Genomic DNA, 20,377 nt, shown 5'->3' on the forward strand with positions numbered 1-20,377 from the left:
CGGTCGTAGTTGCCGGTACCGCGAGACAATCGGCGCTTGGGGTAATGGGTCCTGGCTCCAGTGCGCAATTGCGCACAAGGCCAGGACGACACCGATTGTCAGGCTGCGGTCCTCATCTCACATCCTTTGCATCGACACCGAGACCTTCGGGCCGTTCTTGATGGTCTGGTAGACCACGCAATAGCGCTCGGTGAGCTTGAGCAGCAGATCGAGCTTGTCCTGCGGCGCATCGGTATCGACCTCGAAGCGCAAGCGGATCTCGGCGAAGCCGACCGGGGTCTCCTTGTCCACGCCGAGCGTGCCGCGGAAGTCGAGATCGCCTTCGGCGTAGACGTTGCCGGTCTTCAGCGGCACCTCGATCGCGGTCGCGACCGATTTCAGCGTGACGCCGGCGCAGGCGACGAGCGCTTCCAGCAGCATGTCGCCGGAGCAGAGCTCGAGGCCGGAGCCGCCGGTGGCGGGATGCAGGCCGGCCATCGCGATGGCGCGGCCAGTCTCGACCTTGCACGCAATACCTTCGCTGTCGGTGGAACCCTTGGCCTTCAGCGTGATCAGCGCGGCCTTGGGATCGGTCTTGTAGCGCTCCTTGATCGGGGCCTGCATCTGGCGCAGTTCAGCGGCGTCCATTGTTCTCTCCCGGAAAAATCGCTCCTCGATGTACCGGCTCAGAGAGACATTGTCACCACCACATGGCCTGGCCGGGACCCTGGGTTGCGTCCCGGTCGGGCACGCTGCGGTCGAGCGAACGATCGAGTGATGTCAGCACACTCCGCTTGAAATTCTCGAACAGCGGCGAATTGCGGTCGCGCGGCCGGCCGAGATTGATCTCGATCTGGTCGAACAGCCGGCCCGGTCGCGGCCGCATCACCAGTACGCGATCGGCCAGCCCCACGGCCTCGTCGACGTCATGTGTAACGAGAATCAAGGTCGGGCGGGTGTCGGCCCATAGGTCGAGCAGATGATCCTGCAGATCCCTGCGCGTGAAGGCATCGAGTGCGGAGAACGGCTCGTCGAGCAGCAGCACCTCGGGCTGCGGCACCAGCGCACGGGCGATCGCGACGCGCTGCGCCTGCCCGCCCGAAAGCTCGCGCGGCCAGGCCTGTGCCTTGTCGGCAAGCCCGACGCGCTCCAGCGCGCGCGCCACCTTCGCGCGCCGCTCGGCCGCGGGCAGGTCGGCGAGGCCGAAGCCGATATTGTCGGCGACGCTGAGCCAGGGCAGCAGGCGCGGCTCCTGGAAGATGATGCCGATCTTGGCATGCGGCGAAGCGATCGCTTCGCTGTCGAGCGTCACCGTGCCGGAGCTGGCACGATCGAGGCCGGCGATGGCGCGGAGCAGCGTGGACTTGCCGCAGCCGGAGCCGCCGATGATGGCGATGATCTCTCCCTGTTTGATCTCGGCGGAGAAGCGCGCCAGCGCCTCGACGCCATTGGGATAGGTCTTGCTGACCCGGTCGAGCGCCAGCATTGCCTCAAGCTCCCTTCGCGCGACCAAAGGCGTCCTGCCAGCGCAGGAACGGCGCGGCGGCAACTTCGATCAGCCAGTCGGTGAGCTTGCCGAGGATGGCGAAGATCACGATGGCGGCAAGGATCTGCGCGGGCTTGCCGAGCTGCTGGCCGTCGAGCAGGAGATAGCCGAGGCCTTCGGAGGCGCCGATCAGCTCGGCCGCGACCACGAACATCCAGCCGAGACCGAGGCCGACGCGCAAGGAAACCACGTAAGCCGGCAGCACGGCGGGTAGCAGGATGCGGCGGATCATCGCGAAGCCGGAGAGACGGAAGGTGCGGCCGACCTCGACGATCTTGCGATCGACCGAGAGGATCGCGCCCATCACGCCGAGATAGACCGGGAAGAACACGCCGACCGCGATCAGCGCGATCTTCGAGGTCTCGAAAATGCCGAGCCACAGGATGAACAGCGGCACCCAGGCAAGCGACGGGATCGCGCGCAACGCCTGCACGGTCGGATCGAGCAGCCGGCGCGCCAGCGACCAGTAGCCGGAGATCGCGCCGAGCAGCGTCCCCGCAACTACGCCGAAGGCGAAGCCGAGGCCGACACGCCACAGCGTCGCAGTGATGTGACGCACCAGTTCGCCGGAACGGGCGAGCTCGGTGATGGTGGTGAAGATGCGAGAGGGCGGCGGCACCAGGCGCCCGTTGGACCAGCCGGACCAGACCACGAGCTCCCACCCGAGCGCGAGCGTAAGCGGCAGCAGCACGCCCAACATCGGCCGCGCATAGCGCGACAGCCGCGAAGGCGCGGCGGCGCTCTCGGCTGGTTCCGATGATTGTTGCAGCGCTGGCGCGTCGGAGATCATGGCCGGTAGGAAGCGCGTCTAGAGGGGGAATGCAAGGGTGCCCCTTACCCTCCCCTGGAGGGGGAGGGTCGCTGGGCATGCAGCGAAGCGAAATGCACAGCGGGGTGGGGTGATCTCTCCACACGGGCACCGCTTCCGCGGAAAGACTGTCACCCCACCCCGCTCGCGCTGCGCGCGATCGACCCTCCCCCTCCAGGGGAGGGTAGAAGAAAGATCAATTCGTCGGCAGCGGCACCTGGTCGTCGATCAAGGCATCCAGCGTCGCCTTCACGTCGACCTTGGCGTCGACGACACCGGCCTGTTGCAGCGCGAGGCCGGCGGCGAGGATCGACTCGCGCTGGGCTGCGCCGATGCGGCTGTGGGTGAGCTCGGTGCGCTCCTTGAGCTGCTTGTCGACGACGGCCTCGGGGAGCTTCGTCACCGCGATGAAGGTCTTCTTCAGCTCGTCGTAATTCGCCAGCGAATATTTGCGCGCCTCCTCGTACACCGCGAGCACGCGGCGGGCGGCATCCGGATAGTCCTTCAGGAACTGCTCTCGCACATTGAGGATGCCCCAGGTGTTGGCATCGGCCTTGCGATAGAACAGCTTTGCGCCCTCCTCGACCTCGGCCTGCGCCATCATGGGATCGAGACCGGCCCAGGCATCGACATCGCCGCGGATCAATGCGGTCTTGCCGTCGGCATGCTGGAGCAGCACCGGCGTGATGTCCTTTTCAGTCAGGCCCGCGCCCAGCAGCGCGCGCACCAGGAAGATGTGCGGATCGGTGCCGCGCGTCACCGCGACGCGCTTGCCCTTGAGGTCGGCGACATCAGCGATCTTGGAGTCCTTGCCCGTCACCAGCGCGGTCCATTCGGGACGCGAATAGACATAGATCGACTTGATCGGGTTGCCGTTGATCTTCGCCACCAGCGCCGCCGAGCCTGCGGTCGAGCCGAAATCGATAGAGCCGGCGTTGAGGAATTCCAGCGCCTTGTTGGAGCCGGCCGACTGCACCCAGGTGATGGTGATGCCGTCCTTGGCGAACTCCTTCTCCAGCAGCCCCTTCTGCTTCAGCACCATCGACACCGGGTTGTAGGTCGCCCAGTCGATGCGGATTTCCTTGAGTGGATCGGCGGCCTGCGCCGCAGGGATCAAAGCGAGCGTCATTGCGCCCGCCAGCAGAATGCGTCGTGTAATCCTGGTCATGCCCGGCCTCCTCCAAAACTTCATTGTTTTTCAATGAGTTATATCTAGAGGTCAACGAGAAAATCCGACCCTTGAAAGGGCGCCGGCCGAGAACAGATTTGTCCGAAGCCAGCCTTTTCCAGCACGGAACGACTATTGCCCGCGAATGACGGGTGACAGCGCCTGTCACCTCTTATATCCGGTGAGACATGGATAGCGTCGCAACTGAGCAGAAGCCACAGGTGGACGATCGCTTCGACACCGCGCGGATCACCGCCGCGGTCGATGCGCTTGCCGAGAAGCACGAGGGACGCGAGGACGCGTTCCGCACCGCCATGGCGCAATTGCTCAAGGCCGAGCTGATCGCGGCGCGCGCCGCGGCGCAGGCGATCCTGCTGAAGGACCGCCACGGCCGCCGCTGCGCCGAGCGGCTGTGCCACGTGCAGGACGAGATCATCCGCATCCTCTATTCGGCCGCGACCCGCCATCTCTATCGCTCGCCGATCCCGAGCGGCGCCGAGCGCATGGCGGTGGTCGCGACCGGCGGCTACGGCCGCGGCCTGATGGCCCCCGAGTCCGACATCGATCTCCTCTTCATCCTGCCCTACAAGCAGACCGCCTGGGGCGAGCAGGTTGCCGAGGCCATCCTCTATTGCCTCTGGGACATGGGCCTGAAGGTCGGTCACGCCACGCGCTCGGTCGACGAATCGATCCGGCAGGCGCGCGGCGACATGACCATCCGCACCGCGATCCTGGAGACGCGCTTCCTCACCGGCGACCAGCCGCTCTATGACGAGCTGGTCGAGCGCTTCGACAAGGAAGTGGTGCAGGGCACCGCATCCGAATTCGTCACGGCAAAGCTCGCCGAGCGCGAGGAGCGGCATCGCCGCGGCGGCCAGTCGCGCTATCTGGTCGAGCCAAACGTCAAGGACGGCAAGGGCGCGCTGCGCGACCTGCACACGCTGTTCTGGATCGCAAAGTACGTCTACCGCGTGCGCGACACCGACGAGCTGGTCGAGCGCGGCGTGTTCGACGCGCAGGAATACCGCAGCTTCCGCCGCTGCGCCGACTTCCTCTGGTCGGTGCGCTGCAATCTGCATTTCTACTCTGGCCGCGCCGAGGAGCGCCTGTCCTTCGACCTGCAGCGCGAGATCGCGGTCCGGCTCGGCTACACCTCGCATCCCGGCATGCAGGACGTCGAGCGCTTCATGAAGCACTACTTCCTGGTCGCCAAGGAGGTCGGCAACCTCACCGCCATCCTCTGCGCCAAGCTCGAGGACCAGCAGGCCAAGCCCGCGCCGGTGCTGAGCCGGATGATGGCGCGGTTGCGGCCGACCGCGGTGAAGCGGCGCGTGCCCGACAGCGACGACTTCATCGTCGACAACAACCGCATCAACGTCGCCGCGCCCGACGTGTTCAAGCACGATCCGGTCAATCTGATCCGCATCTTCCGCCTGGCGCAGAAGAACAACCTCGCCTTTCATCCGGATGCGATGCGCGACGTGACGCGCTCGCTCGGCCTGATCAACGCGCAGCTGCGCGAAAATCCGGAAGCCAACCGGCTGTTCATGGAGATCCTGACCTCCGATAACGCCGAGATCGTGCTGCGACGGATGAACGAGACCGGCGTGCTCGGCCACTTCATCCGCGCCTTCGGCAAGATCGTCTCGATGATGCAGTTCAACATGTATCATCACTACACCGTCGACGAGCATCTGATCCGCTGCATCGGCTTCCTGCAGGACATCGAGCGCGGCGGCATCGAGGAGTTCGCTCTCGCCAGCGACCTGATGCGCAAAACGAGACCCGAGCACCGCGCAGTGATCTACATCGCAACGCTGCTGCACGACGTCGCCAAGGGCCGGCCCGAGGATCACTCCATCGCCGGCGCCAAGGTGGCGCGCCGGCTCTGCCCGCGGCTCGGCTTCAGCCCGGCTGATACCGAACTCGTGGCCTGGCTGATCGAGGAGCATCTGACGATGTCCACGGTCGCGCAGTCGCGCGACCTCTCCGACCGCAAGACCATCGAGAACTTTGCCGCCGTGGTGCAGTCGGTCGAGCAGATGAAGCTGCTGACGATCCTCACCACCGCCGACATCCGCGGCGTCGGCCCCGGCGTGTGGAACGGCTGGAAGGCGCAGCTCTTGCGCTCGCTGTATTACGAGACCGAGCCGGTGCTCACAGGGGGCTTCTCGGAAGTCGACCGCGGCAAGCGCCTCGCGGCCGCGCATGCCGAGTTCCGCATGGCCTTCGCCGAATGGCCGAAGGACGAGCTCGATGCCTATATCGGCCGGCACTATCCGGCCTACTGGCTCAAGGTCGAGCTGCCGCGCAAGATCCGCCACGCCCGCTTCGTGCGTTCAAGCGAGCAGGCCGGCCACAAGCTCGCGATCAATGTCGGCTTCGACGAGGTGCGCGGGGTCACCGAGCTCACGATCTTCGCCGCCGACCATCCCTGGCTGCTGTCGATCATCGCCGGCGCCTGCGCCTCGGCCGGCGCCAACATCGTCGACGCGCAGATCTACACCACGACCGACGGCCGTGCGCTCGACACCATCTCGATCTCCAGGGAATACGACCGCGACGAGGACGAGGGCCGCCGAGCCACGCGCATCGGCGAGATGATCGAGGACGTGTTGGAAGGCAAGCTGCGCCTGCCCGAAGTGGTGGCGCGGCGCACCGTGCGCAGCAAGGCAAAGCCCTTCGTGATCGAGCCGGAAGTGACCATCAACAACCAATGGTCCGACCGCTACACCGTGATCGAGGTCTCCGGCCTCGACCGCCCGGGCCTGCTCTACGAGCTGACCACCGCGATCTCGAAGCTCAACCTCAACATCGCCTCGGCCCATGTCGCGACCTTCGGCGAGCGTGCCCGCGACGTGTTCTACGTCACCGACCTCCTCGGCGCACAGATCAACGCGCCGACCCGGCAATCCGCGATCAAGAGCGCGCTGACCCACGTGATGGCCGGCGACAAGGCGGTTCAGCCGGCGGCGTGAAATAGCCTGTCATTCCGGGGCGCGCGTAGCGCGAACCCGGAATCCATTCATCCGCGGAGTCGGTGGCACGATGGATTCTCAGGTGCGCAATTGCGCACCATAGCTCGGCGCTTGCGCGGCGCGCCCCGGAATGACGAGGAGAGAGACCTAAACCTCCACCCCCTCGTGCCGCAGCAGCCAGCGCTTGCGCTCCAGCCCGCCGCCGTATTTCACCAGCGAGCCATCCGCGCCGATCAGGCGATGGCACGGCAGCACGACGCTGATCGGGTTGGAGCCGTTGGCATGGCCGACGGCGCGAATGGCTTTTGGCGTATCGATCCTTGCCGCGAGCGCGCCGTAGCTCAGCGTGGTCCCGGCCGGGATTTTGGCAAGCGCGGTCCAGACCTTTTGCTGGAATGGCGTCCCTGCGATACGCCATGCAATCCCTGAGAGCTGATCGAGATCGCCGTCGAAATAACCCGACAGCGCAATGCGCATCGCCGTCGGCGCAGGCTGATCGCTGAGATCCACCGCGCCGTAATGCAGGCGCAACAGCTCGCGCATGCGGTGCTCATAGTCTTCCCAGTCGAGCGCCCGCAGATTGCCCTCGGCATCGGTGACCAGCAGCGCGATCCCGATCGGCGTCGCCATGCGATCGAGGCCGAAGCGTTCAGGCGTCTTGGTTGATCGAACGGGCATTGCGGCACCAGGCAATCGAAATACACCCATCGCACTTGCCATGGCAGCCGTGCTAACGTCCACCCGAAAGCTGACGCTTTTGGGGGAGCTCAACTTGAACCTGATCGCCAATGTCCTGGTGGCGCTGGTCGCCGCACTGCACGCCTACTTCCTGATCCTGGAAATGTTCCTCTGGGACAAGCCACAGGGCCTGAAGGTGTTTCGCAATACGCCGGAGAAGGCCGAGATCACAAAGGTGCTGGCCGCCAATCAGGGGCTCTATAACGGCTTCCTGGTCGCCGGCCTGATCTGGGGCCTCGTCCACGGCAATCCGGCCTTCGCGTTCCAGATCAAGGTGTTCTTCCTGCTCTGCGTGATCGTGGCCGGCGCCTATGGCGCGGCGACCGTCAGCACGCGGATCCTTATCGTGCAGGCGGTGCCGGCGGCGGTCGCGCTGGTTGCGTTGTTTCTGGCCTGAGACGCTTCGGCGCAGCGCCGCGATCCTTGCGCGGCGGCTGCCCTTCCTCCACAATCTCAGGCAGCGATGGCGGCCGTTGCGACAACGGAAAAAGACCATCGGCCGAAAATTCCGTCAGGAGGAACAACCCAACATGACCAATCGCAGAGCTTTCCTAGCTGCCACGGCAGCGCTCGCCTTCGCGTTCTCCGCCAGCCAAGCCCTCGCCCAGAAGAAATACGACACCGGCGCGAGCGACACCGAGATCAAGATCGGCCAGACCGTTCCGTTCTCCGGGCCCTACTCCGTCTACGCCAATATCGGCAAGACGCAGGCCGCCTACTTCAAGATGATCAACGATCAGGGCGGCATCAACGGCCGCAAGATCAATTTGATCCAGTATGACGACGCCTATTCGCCGCCGAAGACGGTGGAGCAGGTGCGCAAGCTGGTCGAAGGCGACGAGGTGCTGTTCACCTTCCAGCTAATCGGTACCGCGGCCAACGCCGCCGTGCAGAAATATCTCAACGGCAAGAAGGTGCCGCAGCTTCTGGCCTCCACCGGCGCGGCACGCTTCAACGATCCGCAGAACTATCCCTGGACCATCGCCTACAATCCCAACTACGTGTCCGAGGGACGCATCTACGCCAAATACATTCTCAAGGAGCATCCGAACGCCAAGATCGGCGTGCTCTATCAGAACGACGACATGGGCCGCGACTATCTCGCGGGCCTCAAGAGCGGTCTCGGCGACAAGGCCAGCATGATCGTCGGCGAGCTGTCCTACGAGGTCACTGATCCCACGGTCGACTCGCAGGTCGTCAAGCTGAAGTCGATGGGCGTCGACGTGTTCTTCGATGCCTCGACGCCGAAATTCGCGGCGCAGGCGATCAAGAAGCTCGCCGACCTCGGCTGGACGCCGGTGCACATTCTCGACATCAATGCGAGCCCGATCTCGGCGACGCTGAAGCCGGCCGGGCTCGACATCTCCAAGGGCATCATCTCGACCCAATACGGCAAGGAGCCGGGCGATCCGCAGTGGAAGGACGATCCCGGCGTGAAGGCTTTCTTCGCCTTCATGGACAAGTACTTCCCCGAAGGCGACAAGCTCAACACCGTCAACACCTATGCCTATTCGGTGGCCGAGCTGCTGACGCAGGTGCTGAAACAGTGCGGCGACGACCTCACGCGTGAGAACGTGATGAAGCAGGTCGCCAACATCAAGGACTTCACGCCCAGCTTTGCGCTGCCCGGCATCAAGATCAACACCGGCCCGAACGACTACCGCGTCAACAAGCAGATGCAGATGATGAAGTTCAACGGCGAACGCTGGGAGCTGTTCGGCCCGATCATCGAGGACACGGGCCCGTCGGGTTAGTTTCGGTAAGACTTCGTAGGGTAGGTTAGCCCGCGGCTACGCGAAGCGTAGTCCGCTGGCGTAACCCACCCTACAAGCGTGCACCCCACGAACGCCGACCTTGCGTCGCAGCAACGCCTCCTCCACACTCGCCCTCAGCGGTGACGTCCGACGCGCAAGCGCGCGCCGGTCAGATCATCGGCAATAACAAACTGAGGGAATTGCGAATGAGGAATGGAATTCTGCATCTGGCCACGGCAACGGCGCTGACCGTGGCGCTATCGGTCTGTGCGGCCAATGCCCAGAAGAAATATGATCCGGGCGCCAGCGACACCGAAATCAAGATCGGACAGACCAACCCCTTTAGCGGGCCCGCCTCGGCCTATGCCACTATCGGCAAGACGCAGGCTGCTTACATGAAGATGATCAACGATCAGGGCGGCGTGAACGGTCGCAAGATCAACCTCGTCCAGTATGACGACGCCTACTCGCCGCCGAAGGCCGTGGAACAGGTGCGCAAGCTGGTCGAGAGCGACGAGGTGCTGCTCACCTTCCAGCTTCTCGGCACCCCCTCGAACGCGGCGGTGCAGAAATATCTCAATTCCAAGAAAGTGCCGCAGCTGTTCGCATCGACCGGCGCGTCCAAGTTCACGGACCCGAAGAACTTCCCGTGGACCATGGGCTTCAACCCCAACTACTTCGTCGAGGGCCGCATCTACGGCCAGTACATCATCAAGAACCATCCAAACGCCAAGATCGGAATCCTCTACCAGAATGACGACCTCGGCAAAGACTATTTGAACGGCATCAAGGCCGGGCTCGCCGACAAGGCGTCGAGCATGATCGTGTCAGAGACCTCCTATGAAGTCTCCGACCCGACCGTCGATTCGCAGATCCTCAAGATCAAGGACGCCGGTGCGGACCTGTTCTTCAGCGCCACGACGCCGAAGCAGGCTGCGCAGGCGATCAAGAAGATCGCCGAGCTCGGCTGGCATCCGGTACAGATCCTCGACATCAACGCTACCTCGGTCGGTGCGGTGATGAAGCCCGCGGGCCTCGAGGCCTCCAAGGGCGTGATCAGCGTCAACTACGGCAAGGATCCGCTCGACCCGACCTGGAAGGACGACCCCGGCATGAAGAAGTACTTCGAGTTCATGGCGAAGTACTATCCGGAGGGCGACAAGGATTCGAGCTTCAACTCCTATGGCTACATCACGAGCCAGTTGATGATTTACGTGCTGAAGCAGTGCGGGGACGATCTGACCCGTGAAAACGTGATGAAGCAGGCGACCAGCCTGAAGAACGTGCAGCTTGATCTGCTGCTTCCGGGGATCGCCGTCAACACCTCGCCGACCGACTACCGCGTCAACAAGCAGCTTCAGATGATGAAGTTCAATGGCGAGCGCTGGGAACTGTTCGGCCCGATCCTGGAGGATGCTGGCCCGGCGGGTTAGCGGTTGCTTGATTCTGAAATGCGATCGGCGGCCTGAGAGCCGCCGATTTTTTTTAGCCGCGCTGCGCGAATTGATCGCGAGCCCAATCCATCACCGTCACCCTGAGGTGGCCGCCTCTTCGGCGGCCCTCGAAGGTGACGGCCCGGCTGGCGGTCGCCAAGAAGCATGGGGGCCGCGCATCCTTCGAGGCTCGACCCACGATGCATTCGCATCGTAGGTCTCGCACCTCCACCGACAACGGCTTCGCCGTTGAGCGGGGATGACGGGGAGAGAGGCTACCGCCTTGTGCGGCGTCTACTTCGGCACCTCCCCGAAATTCTTCCCCACCGGCAGCACCGCGTGCCGGATCAATCGCGAATCCTCCACGGCGGCCTGACGGTGCTTCACCGCCTCGCGATAAACGGGGTCGCGGATCATCTCGACGAAGGCAGCAACGCTTGGGTATTCGGCGATGAAGCAATGGTCCCAGCGTTCCTCCTGCGGACCGATCAGCATCAGCTCGAATTTGCCCTGCCAGACGATGCGGCCGCCGAGGCGTTCGAACACCGGGCCGCTTTCGCGGCCGTAGGCGGCATAGGCTTCCGCGCCGCTGGCCTTGCGGCCATCGGGGTAGGCGGCTTCCTTTCGCAGGCGTACCAGGTTGAGCATGTGGATCGGGCCCGGGCGGTCGTTGTCCCGGAATTGCGCAAAAATCTCCTTGGTCGGATCGATGTGGCCCATAGGTACTCCCTCGCGTGTTCCCTCTCGTTTTGTGGCGGCGATCCTAGCTTCACCGTCCGATGAGCGGAACTGCGGCGGGCGAATGCCGCACCTCCTAATCGCGCGTTAACGCCGGGGTAACCCGGCCTTAAACAGCGACCGCTAGCGTGCGGCGGGGCGGGCTGACCGGGCGTATTTGCGTATGGCGTGGGGAAAGAAAAAGGGTGGGCGGAAGGAGCCGCTGTTCGGCTTGCCCGCGGCGCTCGCCGATCTGCGCCTGACGGCTGCGGACCGCATCCCCGGCGGCGAGGACAAGCCGAAGAAATCAACGAAATCATCCGCCAAGCGCAAGAACGACGATGCCGGCGAGGAGCCGCCGCGTGAGCGCAAGGCACCGGCCGGCCGCAGCGGCGCCAAGCGGCGCTCGAAATCCGGCGGCGGGTTCAGCCTCGGCCGCCTGGTCTATTGGGGCGCGGTGCTGAGCCTGTGGGGCGTCATCGCCGTGATCGGCGTCGTGATCTATGTCGGCGCTCACCTGCCGCCGATCCAGTCGCTGGAGATTCCCAAGCGTCCGCCGACGATCCAGATCGTCGGCATCGACGGCAGCATGCTGGCGCAGCGTGGCGAGATGGCCGGTGCCAATGTCGCGCTGAAGGATTTGCCGCCGTATTTGCCGAAGGCTTTCATCGCCATTGAGGACCGCCGCTTCTATTCGCATTTCGGCATCGACCCCGTCGGCATCCTGCGCGCCCTCGTCACCAACGTGCTCCATCGCGGCGTGTCGCAGGGCGGCTCGACGCTGACGCAGCAGCTCGCCAAGAACCTGTTCCTGACCCAGGAGCGCACCATGCAGCGCAAGCTGCAGGAGGCGGAGCTGGCGATCTGGCTCGAGCGCAAGCACTCCAAGGACGAGATCCTGGAACTCTATCTCAACCGCGTCTATTTCGGCTCCGGCGCCTACGGCGTCGAGGCCGCCGCGCAGAAATATTTCGGCAAGTCGGCAAGGAACGTCACCGTGGCCGAAGCCGCGATGCTGGCCGGCCTCGTCAAATCGCCGTCGCGCCTTGCGCCGAACCGCAACCCCGAAGGCGCCGAAGCGCGCGCGCAGATCGTGCTCACGGCGATGGCGGATGCAAAATTCATCACGGAAGCACAGGCGCAGGCCTCGATCGGCCATCCCTCCTACAATGTGAAGCCGGCCGGCGCCGGCACGGTCAATTACGTCGCCGACTGGATCGGCGAAGTGCTGGACGACCTGGTCGGCCAGATCGATGAGAGCATCAAGGTCGAGACCACGATCGATCCGAAGCTGCAGAGTGTGGCGGAAGCCGCCATCATCGACGAACTCGCCGCCAAGAGCGTGAAGTTCAACGTCAGCCAGGGCGCGCTGGTGGCGATGACGCCCGATGGCGCTGTGCGCGCCTTGGTCGGCGGGCGGAACTATTCCGAGAGCCAGTACAACCGTGCGGTCACCGCCAGGCGTCAGCCGGGCTCCTCGTTCAAGCCGTTCGTGTACCTGACCGCGCTCGAGCAGGGGCTGACGCCCGACACGGTCCGCCAGGACGCGCCGATCGAGGTCAAGGGCTGGAAGCCCGAGAACTACACCCACGAATATTTTGGCGCGGTGACGCTGACCCAGGCGCTGGCGATGTCGCTCAACACGGTCGCCATCCGCCTCGGCCTCGAGGTCGGGCCGAAGAACGTGGTGCGCACCGCGCACCGGCTCGGCATCTCGTCAAAACTCGAGCCCAATGCCTCGATCGCGCTCGGCACCTCCGAGGTTTCGGTGGTCGAGCTGGTCGGCGCCTACGCGCCCTTCGCCAATGGCGGCTTCGCGGTGGCTCCGCATGTCGTCACGAGGATCAGGACGCTCAGCGGCAAGCTGCTCTACATGCGCCAGCCCGACGAGCGGAACCAGGTGATCGATCCCCGCAATGTCGGCATGATGAATGCGATGATGCGGGAGACGCTGATATCAGGCACTGCCAAGAAGGCGGAGATTCCCGGCTGGCCCGCGGCCGGCAAGACCGGCACCAGCCAGGATTATCGCGACGCCTGGTTCATCGGCTACACCGCCAACCTCGTCACCGGCGTCTGGCTCGGCAATGACGACAACTCGCCGACCAAGAAGGCCACCGGCGGCGGCCTGCCCGTCGAAGTCTGGTCGCGCTTCATGAAGACGGCGCACGAGGGCGTGCCGGTTGCCAATCTGCCGAACTCGCAAGCGACCTGGGGCCTGTCGAACCTCGCGCAGGCGGCCTCGCAAGTGTCGCCGCCGACGGCGGCCGCGCCTGGACCGGCACCGGCGAGCGCCGGCGGCTATCGCCCGCCGCCGCCCACGCGCGCCAATGTGCGGCCGGAGGCGGCGGCCGGGCTCGACGGCTGGCTGATGGACCGGCTGTTCGGCGGCAATCGCTAGCTGCGGGCTGAAGCCGCAATGGCCTCAAAACAAAAACTGCGAAAACAACCCCTGACATCAGGCATGACGCTGGGTGGATCGTTTGAAGCGTTTGATGCGACGGGGCTAATCAGGCGACCGGCGCAATCGTCGCGGCGCAAGACAAGGATCTCGCAAAATGCGCAGAATGCGGCCTCAGTCGTGTTTGTCATTCCCCGCCGCCGCTTCGGCAAGTCCTGCCTAGCGCGGCAAGATCGACCGGGGCCGGCGGCTCGCTGAGCGTAAAAACATCAATCTCTTCAGGCTTCCGGCAGCGGCCCGGGATTTGCTCTCATAGGTTGAGTGAGTAGCCGGAGAGCGTTCCATGATTTCAGGTGTATCCAGCGCGGTGTTGCCTCATCTGCGGCCCGCATCAACGTCCACTTCAAATGCGACATCGGGCCTCCAGCCGGTAGTTGAGGACACGACCCAAGCTGCGACCGGCGGCTTCCGGATTGACGTCTCCCAGATCAAGCCGCTGACAGGCGCCAAGCCGATATCGGCTGCGGATGATCCCTTCCTGCACGACTTGATGGCGATGCATTGGCTGATGGCCCACGACACGGGTGCAGCTCAACCCGGCGTCTCGGACGACGCACCCGAGAACATTTACGCCCAGGTGAAAGTTGGCGGCAGGGTGGTGGCCACGCTGTACAATGGTGGCTCCTCGACCATCACCAACGCAGCGGCCTCAGAGATCGGCAAGGATCCTCCCGGCCTGAGCGGACCGGATCTGGCGCAGTGGCGGGCCGACCAATACGCCGAGCGGCTTGGCGGCACGGTCGAGAAGGCACCGACCGCGATCACCCAATCGCAATGGACACCGCGTGAAGGCAGGTCCACGACCTATAGCCGCGAGCAACTCGACGCGGCGTTCCAGGCGATGCTGGCGGAGGGGCAAAGGGCGACTGCGCAGCAGCAAGCGCGTTATCTGGCGTCACGCGCGCAGGCGGGGACGAGTGCGGATTTCAGTGCGTGAGTGGAGAACGCGCCTCGTTCTCCACTGTCATTCCCCGCGAAGGCGGGGAATCCGGTACGCCGCAGCCCATCGATTCAATCACTAAGGCCTCTGGAATACTGGATCGCCTGCCTGCGCGGGCGATGACACCTCCCAAGATGCCAACAGCGAGGCCTAATCCTCGACCCCGTACCGATGCAGATCGTTGCCGTGCGTGTCGAGCCACTTCTTGGCGCGCTCCATCGACGGGCAGACTTTTCCGCACACGCGCCAGAACCGCGCCGAGTGGTTCATCTCGACGAGATGGGCGACCTCGTGGGCGGCGAGATAGTCGAGCACGAAGGGTGGCGCGAGGATCAGGCGCCAGGAGAATGACAGCGAGCCGGCCGAGGTGCAGGAGCCCCAGCGACTGGACTGGTCGCGGATCGACAGGCGCTTGACCCTGACACCGAGCTCGACGGCATAGGCCTCCGCCGAACGCTGCAGGTCGCGGCGCGCCTCGCGCTTGAGGAAGTCATGCACACGACGGTCGGCATGTTCGAGACCGCCGGCCACGCAGAGAATCTTTTCACCGCTGTCGCGCGTCTCGGTCCACACCGTGCCACGGGTGCCTGCGCGATGAACGATGCGATGGGGCGTGCCGCGAAGCGGTATCACTGTGCCAGGCTGGAACGGTGCAGCCTTCGGCAGACGGCCGAGACGTGCCGCGATCCACGCGCCGTGACGCGTCGCGAAGTCTTTTGCTTCGGCCAGCGTGCCGCGCGGCGGCATGGTGAGGATGGCTTCGCGATCACTCGGATGAATTCTGAGCGTGTAGCGGCGCGCTCGGCGATGTCTTCGCAGGCGTATCGCAAAGAATTGCGATCCATGGGTGATGACGAGGGTCTTCGGTTCGTGGGGCCGCCGATAGAGGAGTGCGCGAGTGGCCATGTCTGTCAGTCCGGGGGGCAGGAGTTCGCCCGGATTCTGCCATAACCACCGCCAGGGAAAGCGCTCGGCGCAAAAACAAATCATTTGCCCAATATACAGGGGTTCTTCAGTCCGGGAGACCCTACAGACTGGGGTTGGAACCGGCTTTTTTCGCCCCCGCTGGACGCATGCGACACCCCCAAGGGGTGAGGGGTGACTCACTCCTATGACGCTACCTTGATACCGCGAATCTGGAGGGAACTTACCCCTGCCGGAGGCTCCGGCAGGGGCGGAAATTTCGACGGGAAAGCCGAAATTCAGGATTATTCGGCCGCGAGAGCCTGCAACGAGCTCGGATTCGCAGCGGAGACCATGAAGTCGTGAATCCGCGGCACGATCTCCGACTTGAAACGCGAGCCATTGAACACGCCGTAATGTCCGACGCCCTTCTGGACGTAATGAACGCGGCGATGATCGGGAATCGAGCTGCACAGACCGTGCGTCGCTTCGGTCTGACCGAGACCTGAGATGTCGTCGTTCTCGCCTTCGACCGTCATCAACGCCACGCGCGTGACCTTGGAAGGATCGACGCGGGTTCCACGATGGGTCATCTCGCCCTTCGGCAGCGAATGCTTCACGAACACCGTGTCGACGGTCTGCAGGTAATATTCGGCCGAGAGATCCATCACCGCGAGATATTCGTCGTAGAAGTCGCGGTGCTTGTCGACGAGGTCGCCGTCGCCCTTCACCAGATTGGCGAACAGCTGCTTGTGAGCATCCATGTGCCGGTCGAGATTCATGCTGATGAAGCCGTTGAGCTGCAGGAATCCCGGATAGACGTCGCGCATCATGCCCGGATGCGGGAACGGCACCTTGGTGATGACGTGGTTGCGGAACCAGTCGATGCCGCGCTGCTGGGCGAGGTCGTTCACCCCGGTCGGATTGCGGCGCGTATCGATCGGGCCGCCCATCAGCGTCATCGAGGTCGGCACGAACGGATCGCGGCGCGCTTCCATGATCGAGACGGCGGCGACGACGGGCACGGAAGGCTGGCACACCGCCATCACATGGGTATTGCCGCCGAGGACGTGCAGCATCTCGATGATGTAGTCGATGTAGTCGTCGAGATCGAAGCGCCCTTCGCTGAGCGGCACCATGCGGGCATCGGCCCAGTCGGTGATGTAGACCTCATGCGCCGGCAGGAAGGCCTCGACCGTGCCGCGCAGCAGCGTCGCGTAATGGCCGGACATCGGCGCCACGATCAGCACGCGCGGCTGCGGGCTGCGCAGCGGACGGGTGAACTTGCGATCGAAGTAGAGCAGCCGGCAGAACGGCTTTTCCCAGACCGAACGGATCTCGACGGGAACGCGGAGGCCGTTGACCTCGGTGTCGTCGAGGCCCCATTCCGGCTTGCCGTAGCGGCGCGTGGTGCGCTCGAACAACTCGCAGGCCGCGGCGACCGACTTGCCGACCTCGGTACGGGCCCAGGGATTGAGGGGATTCTGAAACAGCAGCTTGGTCGCGTCGGTGACTGCACGGGCCGGATTGAGAGAGGCGTGGGCCATCTCGTACATCCAGTACATCGGCGTCGTCAGGACCGGACTGCCTTCTGCAGCCAGGGGCGGGGCGCCGCCAAACTCACCAATAGGCATCGCTATAATCCTCTTCGCATCGCAGCATACTGCCGAATGCGTAATATTGCGTCAATGCATGGTTCCGTACATCTACGGAGCGGAGACGGTTAAATCGGCCTGAATCCACGAGAAAGTGACGCTATTCGCCGCCCGACAGCAGCGAGCCGTGTTTTTTGGCGCTGCGCAAAAGGGCAAGGAATGCCCAAAAAGAAGCAACCAGAAGTACAGCATTGATGACCAACGCCTCCAGCATCAGATCGATCCTGAAGGTGTTCTCGATCAGCAGCGCGCGCATCCCCTCGAACACATAGGTCGGCGGCAGCGCCCAGGCGACATATTGCAGCCAGACCGGCAGCACGCTGACGGGATAGTAGATGCAGGCAAGCGGCATGATCGCGAACATCAAGGTCCAGACGATGCTCTCGGCGCCCAGACCGTGCCGCAGCACAAGGCCCGAGACGAAGATGCCGACCGACCAGCTGGTGAAGATCAGATTGCAGAAGAAGGCGATCAGCGGCAGGCCGAGCGCGTAAACGTTGAAGTGAAACAGGAACAGCGCGAGCAGCGTCATCGGGACGATGCCGATGGCGAGCCGGATCAGGCTCATGACCGTCAGCGACAGCAGAAACTCGATGGGCTTCAGGGGGCTCATCATGAGGTTGCCGAGGTTGCGCGCCCACATCTCTTCCAGGAACGAGATGGAGAAGCCGAGCTGGCCGCGGAAAAGGATGTCCCAGAGGATGACGGCGCCGATCAGCGTGCCGCCGGCCCGCGCGAAGAAGCTGGCGTTTTCCGCGATGTAGTACTGGATGAAGCCCCAGGTGATGACCTGCAGCGCCGGCCAGTACAACAGCTCGAGCAGCCGCGGCCACGACGACAGCAGCAGGTACCAGTAGCGCAGGATCATCGCACCGATGCGGTGGAGCGAGATGCCGCGGTGGAGGGAGAGCTCGGTCATGGCTGCACCGCGTAGCCCGGATGGAGCGAAGCGAAATCCGGGAATCGCGCCACGAGCGACAGGGGTCCCGGATTGCGCTTCGCTCCATCCGGGCTACGGTTCCGCATGCTCATCTTGCCGCCTCCTTCGCACCGTTCACCCGGCCGCGGGCGACGTCGAGAAACACCTCTTCCAGGGTGGTGCGGTTGTAGCGCGTCATGATGGCCGCAGGCGTGTCGTCGTCCTCGATGCGGCCGCGCTTCATGATGATGACGCGGTCGCAGAGCCGCTCGACCTCGAGCATGTTGTGCGAGGCCAGCAGGATGGTGGCGTTGTTCTGCTTGCGATAGCGCTCCATATGCGCCCGGACCCAGTCGGCGGTGTCAGGATCGAGCGAGGCGGTCGGCTCGTCGAGCAAGAGCAGCTCGGGCTGGTTGATCAGCGCTTTCGCCAGCGCGACGCGGGTCTTCTGTCCGGCGGAGAGTTTTCCGTTGGCGCGGTCGATGAAATCGGTGAGGTCGAGATCGTCGGCGAGCTCCGCAATGCGGTCGGACAGATTCCTGACCGCATAGAGCTTGCCGAAGATGGTGAGGTTCTGCCGCACCGTGAGCCGCATCGGCATGTCGACATAGGGGCTCTCGAAATTCATCCGCCCCAGCACGGCAGCGCTCTCCTCGGGCATGCGATGCCCGAGCACCTGCACGCGGCCGGAGGTCGGCAGCACGAGGCCCATGATCATCGCGATGGTCGTGGTCTTGCCGGCGCCGTTGCCGCCCAGGAGCCCGGTGATGCTGCCGCGCGGCAGCGAAAAGGAGATGTCGTCGACGGCGCGGGTCTGCTTGTAGACCTTGACGAGGTGATCGACCGCAATCGCCGCGGAGGAAACGTGCTCCGCGACAGTCGGCCGACTTGAAGCCTTGTCATTCTCGGTCATGCTGGGCCGTTCTTCTGCTATTGCAGCTGATAGCGCAAGGCTTGTAATCGGGGTGGTTCCGCGAGCCCAGCGTTTGTGATCCAGAAAGCACCGCCACATTGGCTGATATGACCGAAATTGCCGCTTCCGACTTCCGCCACGCGCAGCGGCACATCCGCCTCGACACCATTCTGCGGCTGCGCTGGCTCGCGGTGCTGGGCCAGCTCGCTGCGATCTTCATCGTGGCGCAGGGGCTGGAGTTCAACGTCGAGATCGTTCCCTGTGTCAGCATCATCGCGCTGTCGGCCGCGCTCAATCTGGGCCTCCAGACCGCTGCAAATCCGATGCAGCGGCTGGAGCCGATGCAGGCGGCCGGCCTGCTGGCGCTCAACATCGTGGAGCTGGCGGGGCTGTTGTTCTTCACCGGCGGACTGCAGAACCCGTTCTCGTTCCTGTTTCTCGCACCCGTGCTGATCTCGGCGACGGCGCTGCCGGCCCGCTTCACCTTCGGCCTCGGCCTGCTCGCCGTCGCCTGCGCCTCGGTGCTGTTCTTCTTCCACCTGCCGCTGCCCTGGGACTCCGACGATCCCCTGGTGCTGCCGCCGATCTATCTCGTCGGCGTCTGGCTCTCGATCGTGCTCGCGATCGGCGTCACCAGCCTCTACTCGTTCCAGGTGACCGAGGAGGCGCGCAAGCTCGCGGACGCGCTGGCCGCGACTGAGCTGGTGCTGACGCGCGAGCAGCATCTGACCCAGCTCGACGGCCTCGCCGCCGCGGCCGCGCACGAGCTCGGCACGCCGCTCGCGACCATCTTCCTGATCTCGCGCGAGCTGGAAAAGACGGTGAAGGATCCGATCTTTGCCGCAGACCTGAAGACGCTGCGCGAGCAGACCCAGCGCTGCCGCGACATCCTCAGCAAGATCACCCAGCTCTCCTCCACCGGCGCACCGTTCGACCGCATGAAGCTGTCGGAGCTGATCGAGGAGGTGGTGGCCCCGCACCGCGATTTCGGCGTCGACATCAAGGTGCGGATCGCGGTGGCCGTGGTCGCCGAGCCGGTCGGCTCACGCAACCCGGCGATCCTCTACGGTGTCGGCAACATCGTCGAGAATGCAGTCGATTTCGCCCATACCACCGTCGAGGTGAACGCCTGGTGGAACAAGGACACGATCGAGCTCCTGATCTCCGACGACGGCCCGGGCATTCCGCCTGACATCCTCAACCGGATCGGCGAGCCGTATTTGTCGCGGCGACGCGCCCAGGATGACGTCGGCGGCGAGCGGCGCGGCCTCGGCCTCGGCGTGTTCATCGCACGCACCCTGCTCGAGCGCACCGGCGCCAAGGTCTCGTTTACCAACCGGATCTTCCCGGAACACGGCGCGGTGGTGCACATCACGTGGCCCAGGCCGCGTTTTGAGGCTATCGAGACGCTCGAAGAAACAATAGGATAGACCGCGACCTTGCGTCGCACAAATGGGCCGATCGA

The 20,377-nt window shown here is 64.3% G+C and carries 17 protein-coding genes; 7 read left to right on the top strand and 10 right to left on the bottom strand.

The genetic code is table 11. The features are described 5' to 3' along the window. Window positions 1-117: 117 nt before the first annotated feature. The 4 genes from QA649_RS42490 to QA649_RS42505 form a co-directional block, all read right to left on the bottom strand. Window positions 118-627: an OsmC family protein gene (locus tag QA649_RS42490; protein ID WP_027572477.1), complete on the bottom strand. Its 510-nt coding sequence runs from the start codon at window positions 625-627 to the stop codon at window positions 118-120. A 52-nt stretch (window positions 628-679) separates the two neighbouring features. After that, complete coding sequence (locus QA649_RS42495) at window positions 680-1,465, bottom strand: ABC transporter ATP-binding protein (protein ID WP_283022365.1); 786 nt, start codon at window positions 1,463-1,465, stop codon at window positions 680-682. A 4-nt stretch (window positions 1,466-1,469) separates the two neighbouring features. Next, window positions 1,470-2,315, bottom strand: a complete 846-nt coding sequence (locus QA649_RS42500; RefSeq protein ID WP_283022366.1) for an ABC transporter permease — start codon at window positions 2,313-2,315, stop codon at window positions 1,470-1,472. Window positions 2,316-2,529: 214 nt separating this feature from the next. Next, window positions 2,530-3,501: an aliphatic sulfonate ABC transporter substrate-binding protein gene (locus QA649_RS42505; RefSeq protein ID WP_283022367.1), complete on the bottom strand. Its 972-nt coding sequence runs from the start codon at window positions 3,499-3,501 to the stop codon at window positions 2,530-2,532. A gap of 188 nt (window positions 3,502-3,689) precedes the next feature. On the opposite strand from QA649_RS42505, the gene QA649_RS42510 reads away from it, so the two are divergent. After that, complete coding sequence (locus QA649_RS42510; RefSeq protein WP_018644339.1) at window positions 3,690-6,479, top strand: [protein-PII] uridylyltransferase; 2,790 nt, start codon at window positions 3,690-3,692, stop codon at window positions 6,477-6,479. Between the two features lie 147 nt (window positions 6,480-6,626). Here the strand turns inward: QA649_RS42510 and QA649_RS42515 are convergent, their stop codons facing one another. Next, window positions 6,627-7,157, bottom strand: coding sequence for a methylated-DNA--[protein]-cysteine S-methyltransferase (locus QA649_RS42515; RefSeq protein WP_283022368.1), 531 nt, complete (start codon window positions 7,155-7,157; stop codon window positions 6,627-6,629). Window positions 7,158-7,197: 40 nt separating this feature from the next. On the opposite strand from QA649_RS42515, the gene QA649_RS42520 reads away from it, so the two are divergent. The 3 genes from QA649_RS42520 to QA649_RS42530 all read left to right on the top strand — a co-directional run bounded on the left by QA649_RS42520 (window position 7,198) and on the right by QA649_RS42530 (window position 10,404). Further along, window positions 7,198-7,614 carry a DUF1304 domain-containing protein gene (locus QA649_RS42520; RefSeq protein ID WP_283022369.1) on the top strand — a complete coding sequence of 139 codons (417 nt, stop codon included), beginning with the start codon at window positions 7,198-7,200 and terminating at the stop codon, window positions 7,612-7,614. A 133-nt stretch (window positions 7,615-7,747) separates the two neighbouring features. Further along, the gene (locus tag QA649_RS42525) at window positions 7,748-8,971 is read left to right on the top strand and encodes an ABC transporter substrate-binding protein (protein WP_283022370.1); all 1,224 of its coding nucleotides are present in this window, start codon (window positions 7,748-7,750) and stop codon (window positions 8,969-8,971) included. A 206-nt stretch (window positions 8,972-9,177) separates the two neighbouring features. Next, on the top strand, window positions 9,178-10,404 hold the full coding sequence (locus QA649_RS42530; protein WP_283022371.1) for an ABC transporter substrate-binding protein: 1,227 nt from the start codon (window positions 9,178-9,180) through the stop codon (window positions 10,402-10,404). A gap of 294 nt (window positions 10,405-10,698) precedes the next feature. On the opposite strand, the gene QA649_RS42535 is transcribed toward QA649_RS42530, so the two are convergent. Then, the gene (locus tag QA649_RS42535; RefSeq protein WP_283022372.1) at window positions 10,699-11,124 is read right to left on the bottom strand and encodes a DUF1330 domain-containing protein; all 426 of its coding nucleotides are present in this window, start codon (window positions 11,122-11,124) and stop codon (window positions 10,699-10,701) included. A 181-nt stretch (window positions 11,125-11,305) separates the two neighbouring features. Between QA649_RS42535 and QA649_RS42540 the strand changes: the two genes are divergently transcribed. Then, complete coding sequence (locus tag QA649_RS42540) at window positions 11,306-13,522, top strand: penicillin-binding protein 1A (protein ID WP_283022373.1); 2,217 nt, start codon at window positions 11,306-11,308, stop codon at window positions 13,520-13,522. Window positions 13,523-13,865: 343 nt separating this feature from the next. Then, window positions 13,866-14,519: a hypothetical protein gene (locus tag QA649_RS42545; protein ID WP_283022374.1), complete on the top strand. Its 654-nt coding sequence runs from the start codon at window positions 13,866-13,868 to the stop codon at window positions 14,517-14,519. A gap of 153 nt (window positions 14,520-14,672) precedes the next feature. Here the strand turns inward: QA649_RS42545 and QA649_RS42550 are convergent, their stop codons facing one another. The 4 genes from QA649_RS42550 to QA649_RS42565 form a co-directional block, all read right to left on the bottom strand. Further along, entirely contained in the window at window positions 14,673-15,512 is an 840-nt protein-coding gene (locus tag QA649_RS42550) for a SprT family zinc-dependent metalloprotease (RefSeq protein WP_283022375.1), read from the bottom strand. Window positions 15,513-15,730: 218 nt separating this feature from the next. Continuing rightward, complete coding sequence (gene phaZ / locus QA649_RS42555) at window positions 15,731-17,059, bottom strand: polyhydroxyalkanoate depolymerase (RefSeq protein WP_283022376.1); 1,329 nt, start codon at window positions 17,057-17,059, stop codon at window positions 15,731-15,733. A 121-nt stretch (window positions 17,060-17,180) separates the two neighbouring features. Then, entirely contained in the window at window positions 17,181-17,999 is an 819-nt protein-coding gene (locus QA649_RS42560; RefSeq protein ID WP_283022377.1) for an ABC transporter permease, read from the bottom strand. A gap of 109 nt (window positions 18,000-18,108) precedes the next feature. Next, complete coding sequence (locus tag QA649_RS42565; RefSeq protein WP_283022378.1) at window positions 18,109-18,912, bottom strand: ABC transporter ATP-binding protein; 804 nt, start codon at window positions 18,910-18,912, stop codon at window positions 18,109-18,111. Window positions 18,913-19,019: 107 nt separating this feature from the next. Here QA649_RS42565 and QA649_RS42570 point away from each other — a divergent pair, with 107 nt between their 5' ends. Next, window positions 19,020-20,342: an ActS/PrrB/RegB family redox-sensitive histidine kinase gene (locus QA649_RS42570; protein ID WP_283022379.1), complete on the top strand. Its 1,323-nt coding sequence runs from the start codon at window positions 19,020-19,022 to the stop codon at window positions 20,340-20,342. The last annotated feature ends 35 nt before the right edge of the window (window positions 20,343-20,377 follow it).

This window comes from Bradyrhizobium sp. CB1717 (assembly GCF_029714325.1).
Taxonomy (GTDB): Bacteria; Pseudomonadota; Alphaproteobacteria; order Rhizobiales; family Xanthobacteraceae; genus Bradyrhizobium.

Excerpts from the sequence above, each read along its gene's own strand:
- QA649_RS42490 (WP_027572477.1), bottom strand. The coding sequence starts at position 627 with ATGGACGCCGCTGAACTGCGCCAGATGCAGGCCCCGATCAAGGAGCGC.
- QA649_RS42495 (WP_283022365.1), bottom strand. The coding sequence starts at position 1,465 with ATGCTGGCGCTCGACCGGGTCAGCAAGACCTATCCCAATGGCGTCGAG.
- QA649_RS42500 (WP_283022366.1), bottom strand. The coding sequence starts at position 2,315 with ATGATCTCCGACGCGCCAGCGCTGCAACAATCATCGGAACCAGCCGAG.
- QA649_RS42505 (WP_283022367.1), bottom strand. The coding sequence starts at position 3,501 with ATGACCAGGATTACACGACGCATTCTGCTGGCGGGCGCAATGACGCTC.
- QA649_RS42510 (WP_018644339.1), top strand. The coding sequence starts at position 3,690 with ATGGATAGCGTCGCAACTGAGCAGAAGCCACAGGTGGACGATCGCTTC.
- QA649_RS42515 (WP_283022368.1), bottom strand. The coding sequence starts at position 7,157 with ATGCCCGTTCGATCAACCAAGACGCCTGAACGCTTCGGCCTCGATCGC.
- QA649_RS42520 (WP_283022369.1), top strand. The coding sequence starts at position 7,198 with ATGGCAGCCGTGCTAACGTCCACCCGAAAGCTGACGCTTTTGGGGGAG.
- QA649_RS42525 (WP_283022370.1), top strand. The coding sequence starts at position 7,748 with ATGACCAATCGCAGAGCTTTCCTAGCTGCCACGGCAGCGCTCGCCTTC.
- QA649_RS42530 (WP_283022371.1), top strand. The coding sequence starts at position 9,178 with ATGAGGAATGGAATTCTGCATCTGGCCACGGCAACGGCGCTGACCGTG.
- QA649_RS42535 (WP_283022372.1), bottom strand. The coding sequence starts at position 11,124 with ATGGGCCACATCGATCCGACCAAGGAGATTTTTGCGCAATTCCGGGAC.
- QA649_RS42540 (WP_283022373.1), top strand. The coding sequence starts at position 11,306 with ATGGCGTGGGGAAAGAAAAAGGGTGGGCGGAAGGAGCCGCTGTTCGGC.
- QA649_RS42545 (WP_283022374.1), top strand. The coding sequence starts at position 13,866 with ATGATTTCAGGTGTATCCAGCGCGGTGTTGCCTCATCTGCGGCCCGCA.
- QA649_RS42550 (WP_283022375.1), bottom strand. The coding sequence starts at position 15,512 with ATGATTTGTTTTTGCGCCGAGCGCTTTCCCTGGCGGTGGTTATGGCAG.
- phaZ (WP_283022376.1), bottom strand. The coding sequence starts at position 17,059 with ATGCCTATTGGTGAGTTTGGCGGCGCCCCGCCCCTGGCTGCAGAAGGC.
- QA649_RS42560 (WP_283022377.1), bottom strand. The coding sequence starts at position 17,999 with ATGACCGAGCTCTCCCTCCACCGCGGCATCTCGCTCCACCGCATCGGT.
- QA649_RS42565 (WP_283022378.1), bottom strand. The coding sequence starts at position 18,912 with ATGACCGAGAATGACAAGGCTTCAAGTCGGCCGACTGTCGCGGAGCAC.
- QA649_RS42570 (WP_283022379.1), top strand. The coding sequence starts at position 19,020 with ATGACCGAAATTGCCGCTTCCGACTTCCGCCACGCGCAGCGGCACATC.